The organism is Pseudomonas sp. SMV7 (assembly GCF_052041995.1).
Lineage (GTDB): Bacteria > Pseudomonadota > Gammaproteobacteria > Pseudomonadales > Pseudomonadaceae > Aquipseudomonas.
Window position 1 is genome coordinate 38,856 of the sequence record NZ_JBKGGT010000029.1, and the last position, 6,000, is coordinate 44,855.

The following is a 6,000-nucleotide window of genomic DNA, read 5'->3' on the forward strand; positions in this document are numbered from 1 at the left end:
ATGCCCGCCCTCGACCACCCCCTGATCGACCAGTTCCTCGACGCCCTGTGGCTTGAAAAAGGCCTGTCCGACAACACCCGCGTGTCCTACCGCAGCGACCTGGCCCTGTTCAACGGCTGGCTGCAGGAACGTTCCGTCAGCCTGCCCGACGCCGGCCGCGAGCTGATTCTCGACCACCTGGCCTGGCGCCTCGACCAGGGCTACAAGCCACGTTCCACGGCACGCTTCCTGTCCGGCCTGCGCGGATTCTTCCGCTACTTGCTGCGGGAAAAGCTGGTGGCCATCGACCCGACCCTGCAAGTGGACATGCCGCAACTGGGCAAGCCGCTGCCGAAGTCGCTGTCCGAAGCCGACGTCGAAGCCTTGCTGCAGGCCCCGGAGCTGGGCGAAGCCATCGGCCAGCGCGACCGGGCCATGCTCGAAGTGCTTTACGCCTGCGGCCTGCGCGTCACCGAGCTGGTCAGCCTGACCCTCGACCAGGTCAACCTGCGCCAGGGCGTGCTGCGGGTGATGGGCAAAGGTAGCAAGGAGCGCCTGGTGCCGATGGGTGAGGAGGCGGTGGTGTGGCTGCAGCGCTACCTGCGCGATGGCCGCGCCGAACTGCTCAACGGCCGCCCCAGCGACGTGCTGTTCCCCAGCCAGCGTGGCGAGCAGATGACCCGCCAGACGTTCTGGCACCGCATCAAGCACCACGCCAGGGTAGCTGGCATCGACAAGCCGTTGTCGCCGCACACCCTGCGCCATGCCTTCGCCACTCACTTGCTCAACCACGGCGCCGACCTGCGGGTGGTGCAGATGCTGTTGGGCCACAGCGATCTGTCGACCACGCAGATCTACACCCATGTCGCCAAGGCCCGCCTGCAGCAGTTGCACGCCCAGCATCACCCGCGTGGATGAATGTTTTTCATGTTCCGCCGACCGGTCCTTGCAGGGCCCTTCATTGGCAGTGTGATGTGGTAGGCTTGAGCGGTTTGCACCAAGGGCCGCATTGTCATCGCGCATTTTGCGCAGCTGACGCCCTCCGGCCCCTGTCCGCCTTCAGGAGTTCCCATGCGCGTGACCCAGTTTTTCGCCGCCGCCGCGTTGGCGCTGGCCAGTACCTTTGCCGTTGCCGCGGCAACCGATAGCCCTGCCGGCGCCGAGCAGGCCATCCGTAAATCGTTGCAGAACCTCGAGCTGGAAGTGCCGGTAGAAAGCGTGGCCAGCAGCCCGGTCAGCGGCCTGTATGAAGTCAAGCTGCAGGGTGGCCGCGTGCTGTATGCCAGCGCCGACGGGCAGTTCGTGATGCAGGGCTACCTGTTCCAGATCCAGGACGGCAAGCCGGTCAACCTGACCGAGAAGGCCGAGCGCCTGGGTATCGCCAAGCTCATCAACGGCATTCCAGCCGCCGAGATGGTGGTTTATCCTGCCAAGGGCGAGACCAAATCGCACATCACCGTGTTTACCGACACCACCTGCCCGTACTGCCACAAGCTGCACGCCGAAGTGCCCGAGCTCAACCGCCGCGGTATCGAAGTGCGTTATGTCGCCTTCCCGCGCCAGGGCCTCGGTTCGCCGGGTGACCAGCAGTTGCAGGCCGTGTGGTGCTCCAGCGATCGCCGTGCGGCGATGGACAAGATGGTCGAAGGTGAGGAAATCAAGGCTGCCAAGTGCGCCAACCCGGTCAGCAAGCAGTTCCAGCTGGGCCAGTCGATCGGTGTCAACGGTACACCGGCGATCGTGCTGGAAAGCGGCCAGGTCATTCCGGGCTACCAGCCGGCACCGCAGGTCGCCAAGCTGGCACTGGCCAGGTAATCCAATTCAGTGCGCCGTCGTCATGGGGTGACGGCATGTTTCACGGCCGGCAAAGGTGTCGGCCGTTCAATGGGGAGTTCACAGTGAAACCGGTCAAAGTAGGCATCTGTGGGTTGGGGACCGTCGGTGGCGGAACCTTCAATGTACTTCAGCGCAACGCCGAGGAGATTGCCCGCCGTGCCGGGCGCGGTATTGAAGTGGCACAGATCGCCATGCGCTCGCAGAACCCGAACTGCCAGATTACCGGTACCCCCATTACCGCTGACGTGTTCGAAGTTGCCAGCAACCCGGAGATCGACATTGTCATCGAGCTGATCGGTGGCTACACCGTCGCCCGCGACCTGGTGCTCAAGGCCATCGAAAACGGCAAGCACGTGGTCACCGCCAACAAGGCGCTGATTGCCGTGCACGGCAACGAAATCTTTGCCAAGGCGCGCGAGAAGGGCGTCATCGTCGCCTTCGAAGCCGCCGTGGCCGGTGGCATTCCTGTGATCAAGGCGATCCGCGAAGGGCTGTCGGCCAACCGTATCAACTGGCTGGCCGGCATCATCAACGGTACCGGCAACTTCATCCTTACCGAAATGCGTGAGAAGGGCCGGGCCTTCCCTGACGTTCTGGCCGAAGCCCAGGCGCTGGGTTACGCCGAAGCCGACCCGACCTTCGACGTCGAAGGCATCGATGCCGCACACAAGCTGACCATTCTCGCCTCGATCGCGTTCGGCATCCCGCTGCAGTTCGACAAGGCCTACACCGAGGGCATCACCCAGCTGACCACTGCTGACGTGAACTACGCCGAGGCCCTGGGCTACCGCATCAAGCACCTCGGCGTGGCCCGCCGCACCGCCGATGGCATCGAGCTGCGGGTACACCCGACGCTGATCCCGGCCGACCGCCTGATCGCCAACGTCAATGGCGTGATGAACGCCGTCATGGTCAATGGTGACGCTGCCGGCTCCACCCTGTACTACGGCGCCGGTGCCGGCATGGAGCCTACCGCCTCGTCGGTGGTCGCCGACCTGGTCGACGTGGTGCGGGCGATGACTTCCGACCCGGAGAACCGCGTACCGCACCTGGCCTTCCAGCCGGACTCGCTGTCGGCCCACCCGATCCTGCCGATCGAAGCCTGCAAAAGCGCCTACTACCTGCGCATCCAGGCCAAGGATCACCCGGGCGTACTGGCCCAGGTGGCCAGCATCCTTTCGGCGCGCGGCATCAATATCGAGTCGATCATGCAGAAGGAAGCCGAGGAGCAGGACGGCCTGGTGCCGATGATCCTGCTGACCCATGGCGTGGTCGAGCAGCACATCAACGATGCCATCGTCGCCCTGGAAGCCCTGCAGGACGTGGTCGGCAAGGTCGTGCGCATTCGCGTCGAACAGCTCAATTAAATTTGCCGTCGGGCCGCCTGCGCGGCCCGGCCCCAGTATCGAAGGTTTGCACCCATGCGCTATATCAGCACCCGCGGCCAGGCACCGGCCCTGAATTTCGAAGACGTCCTGCTGGCCGGTCTGGCCAGCGATGGCGGCCTGTACGTACCAGAGAACCTGCCACGCTTCACCCAGGAAGAAATCGCCTCGTGGGCCGGCCTGCCGTACCACGAGCTGGCCTTCCGGGTCATGCGCCCGTTCGTCGAAGGCAGCATCGCCGATGCCGACTTCAAGAAGATCCTCGAAGAAACCTATGGCGAGTTCGCCCATGCTGCCGTGGCGCCGCTGCGCCAGCTGAACAGCAACGAGTGGGTGCTCGAGCTGTTCCACGGCCCGACCCTGGCATTCAAGGATTTCGCCCTGCAACTGCTGGGTCGCCTGCTTGACCATGTACTGGCCAAGCGCAACGAACGCGTGGTGATCATCGGTGCCACCAGCGGTGACACTGGCTCCGCCGCCATCGAAGGTTGCCGCCGTTGCGACAATGTCGACATCTTCATCCTGCACCCGCACCAGCGTGTGTCGGAAGTGCAGCGCCGGCAGATGACCACCATCTTCGGCGACAACATCCACAACATCGCCATCGAAGGCAACTTCGATGACTGCCAGGAAATGGTCAAGGCCAGCTTCGCCGACCAGTCGTTCCTCAAGGGCACCCGCCTGGTTGCGGTGAACTCGATCAACTGGGCCAGGATCATGGCCCAGATCGTCTACTACTTCCACGCCGCCCTGCAGCTGGGTGGCCCGGCCCGTTCGGTCGCGTTCTCGGTGCCGACCGGCAACTTCGGCGACATTTTCGCCGGCTACCTGGCGCGCAACATGGGCCTGCCGGTCAGCCAGCTGATCGTCGCCACCAACCGCAACGACATCCTGCACCGCTTCATGAGCGGCAATCAGTACGTCAAGGAAACCCTGCACGCGACCCTGTCGCCGTCGATGGACATTATGGTTTCGTCCAACTTCGAGCGCCTGCTGTTCGACCTGCACGGCCGCAATGGTGGCGCGATTGCCGAGCTGATGGCGAACTTCAAGCAGGGCGGTGGCTTCAGCGTCGAACAGGACCGCTGGACCGAAGCCCGCAAATTGTTCGACTCGCTGGCCGTGACTGACGAGCAGACCTGCGAAACCATCGCCGAGGTATTCGCTGCCACCGGCGAGGTGCTCGACCCGCACACCGCGATTGGCGTCAAGGCCGCGCGCGAATGCCGCCGCAGCCTCGACACGCCGATGGTGGTACTGGGTACCGCGCACCCGGTGAAGTTCCCGGAAGCGGTGGAGAAGGCCGGTGTGGGCAAGGCACTGGAACTGCCGGCGCACCTCAGTGACCTGTTCAGCCGTGAAGAGCGCTGCACGGTGCTGGCCAATGACCTGAAAGCCGTGCAGGGTTTTGTCAGCCAGCACGGTAACCGCGGCAAGCCGCTGTAATCATGTTACTTGCTGGGGCCGCAAGCGGCCTCAGCATCTCAGCCTTTTCCTTCGCCTCTCTCAGAAAAATCCTATTCAGGTCGACCTTCACAGCGCCTAGATTAGCCGGCTCTCCCCTCAGGAGCGGCTCATGCACCAGCCCTACGTGTTGATCCACCAGGCTCGCCCATCGCACCAGATTCTTCTGCACCAGGCTCTCAACGCCCAGGGTGTATTCGACGTGCGGGTCAGCGCAACCAGTACTGAACTCGCTGCTTGCCTGGCTGCGGAGCGTCGCCCCGACCTGCTGATCCTCGACCATGCCATGCCGCCCCAGGCCGGCCTGGCCTTGCTCGAACAGCAGCGTGCACGCGCCTTGTTGTTTGTCGGCCACGCTAGCGACAAGCAGCAAGATCTTGCCCAGGAAGCGAGAAACCGCGGCCTGTGGGTGCTCGCCGAATTACCTTGGCCGCTCTCGATGCCACGCTTGCAGCATGCCTTGCAGGCACTGCAGGTACGCCCCTGGCGACGTATTCAAACTGTCACGTGCACCCCGCATGCTCACTGATGCAGGCGCGATGTGACGAACTTTCCGCTGCGTCTGTTGGTCAGTTCCTTTATATCCCACCACGCAGCGAGTGATCCGGATGGAAAGAATCTGCAGACTGCTCAACGAAGCCCTGACCCCCTACCAGGCCGACCTTGGCGCCGCCGATGCCCAGGGTAATCGCCAGTTGACCGTGCGCGACCCGTTGGCCGACACGATCTTGCGGCGTACGGTCAGCGAACGCCAATTGCAGGAACATCGCCTGTTGATAGACCTGGTGGATGGCTTGCACCGTGACTTGCAGATCGCCGAGGGGCGTTTGCAGCCTTGTGTCATCGCAGCACTGCAGCAGCGCCAGCAACCCCCAGGAACCTTTGCCTGACTGGCTGCTCAGATATGGTAGGGCAGCCAGCCAATGCTTTGCTCCGGTGTTGGCAGGGTTGCCGCAGGAAGTCCCCAAGGACTTTCGCTTGGCCCCGGACGTGCTCCCCAGCGTCCGGGGTTTCTTTTGTGTGGGCTGCCCGTTCCTATACGGTCGGTGTGTTTTTTTTCGCCTTCCGTGGTTGTTTGTCTGGACGCCTGCCGGGCTTTAGCTGCCAGCGGTCGGCGTTGGCGAGCAGGCGCTCCTGGATCGCTGGCGGGTAATCGGCCAGGGTTGTCACAGGCGGGATGGGTTTGCCGGGCCTGCCAGCCTCGCGGATCACCTTCGGCCAACGTGGTCGCCAGCACAGCAGCAGGCTGAGCCAGTGACCGGTACCGATGATGACGAAGGCGGGCCAGATCATGAGCAACACGACTTTGAACAGCCAACTGCTCTTGCGGAAGAAA

Annotated in this window: 6 protein-coding genes and 1 pseudogene; 6 read left to right on the forward strand and 1 reads right to left on the reverse strand. The window is 63.5% G+C overall.

All coding sequences use genetic code 11. The features are described from left to right. The 6 genes from xerD (at window position 1) to ACLEJP_RS24350 (ending at window position 5,554) form a co-directional block, all read left to right on the forward strand. Window positions 1–897, forward strand: a complete 897-nt coding sequence (gene xerD, locus ACLEJP_RS24325; RefSeq protein WP_186687238.1) for a site-specific tyrosine recombinase XerD — start codon at window positions 1–3, stop codon at window positions 895–897. 153 nt (window positions 898–1,050) lie between these two features. Further along, entirely contained in the window at window positions 1,051–1,794 is a 744-nt protein-coding gene (locus tag ACLEJP_RS24330; RefSeq protein ID WP_406821073.1) for a thioredoxin fold domain-containing protein, read from the forward strand. An 83-nt stretch (window positions 1,795–1,877) separates the two neighbouring features. After that, entirely contained in the window at window positions 1,878–3,182 is a 1,305-nt protein-coding gene (locus ACLEJP_RS24335; protein ID WP_170028519.1) for a homoserine dehydrogenase, read from the forward strand. Window positions 3,183–3,236: 54 nt separating this feature from the next. Next, window positions 3,237–4,646, forward strand: a complete 1,410-nt coding sequence (thrC, locus tag ACLEJP_RS24340; protein ID WP_186687233.1) for a threonine synthase — start codon at window positions 3,237–3,239, stop codon at window positions 4,644–4,646. A 130-nt stretch (window positions 4,647–4,776) separates the two neighbouring features. Then, window positions 4,777–5,193: a histidine kinase gene (locus ACLEJP_RS24345; protein WP_440810569.1), complete on the forward strand. Its 417-nt coding sequence runs from the start codon at window positions 4,777–4,779 to the stop codon at window positions 5,191–5,193. Between the two features lie 79 nt (window positions 5,194–5,272). Continuing rightward, entirely contained in the window at window positions 5,273–5,554 is a 282-nt protein-coding gene (locus tag ACLEJP_RS24350; RefSeq protein WP_406821075.1) for a DUF3509 domain-containing protein, read from the forward strand. Window positions 5,555–5,699: 145 nt separating this feature from the next. On the opposite strand, the pseudogene ACLEJP_RS24355 reads toward ACLEJP_RS24350, so the two are convergent. Then, window positions 5,700–6,000, reverse strand: a pseudogene (locus tag ACLEJP_RS24355) (DUF6708 domain-containing protein); the annotation flags it as partial.

Excerpts from the sequence above, each read along its gene's own strand:
- xerD (WP_186687238.1), top strand. The coding sequence starts at position 1 with ATGCCCGCCCTCGACCACCCCCTGATCGACCAGTTCCTCGACGCCCTG.
- ACLEJP_RS24330 (WP_406821073.1), top strand. The coding sequence starts at position 1,051 with ATGCGCGTGACCCAGTTTTTCGCCGCCGCCGCGTTGGCGCTGGCCAGT.
- thrC (WP_186687233.1), top strand. The coding sequence starts at position 3,237 with ATGCGCTATATCAGCACCCGCGGCCAGGCACCGGCCCTGAATTTCGAA.
- ACLEJP_RS24345 (WP_440810569.1), top strand. The coding sequence starts at position 4,777 with ATGCACCAGCCCTACGTGTTGATCCACCAGGCTCGCCCATCGCACCAG.
- ACLEJP_RS24350 (WP_406821075.1), top strand. The coding sequence starts at position 5,273 with ATGGAAAGAATCTGCAGACTGCTCAACGAAGCCCTGACCCCCTACCAG.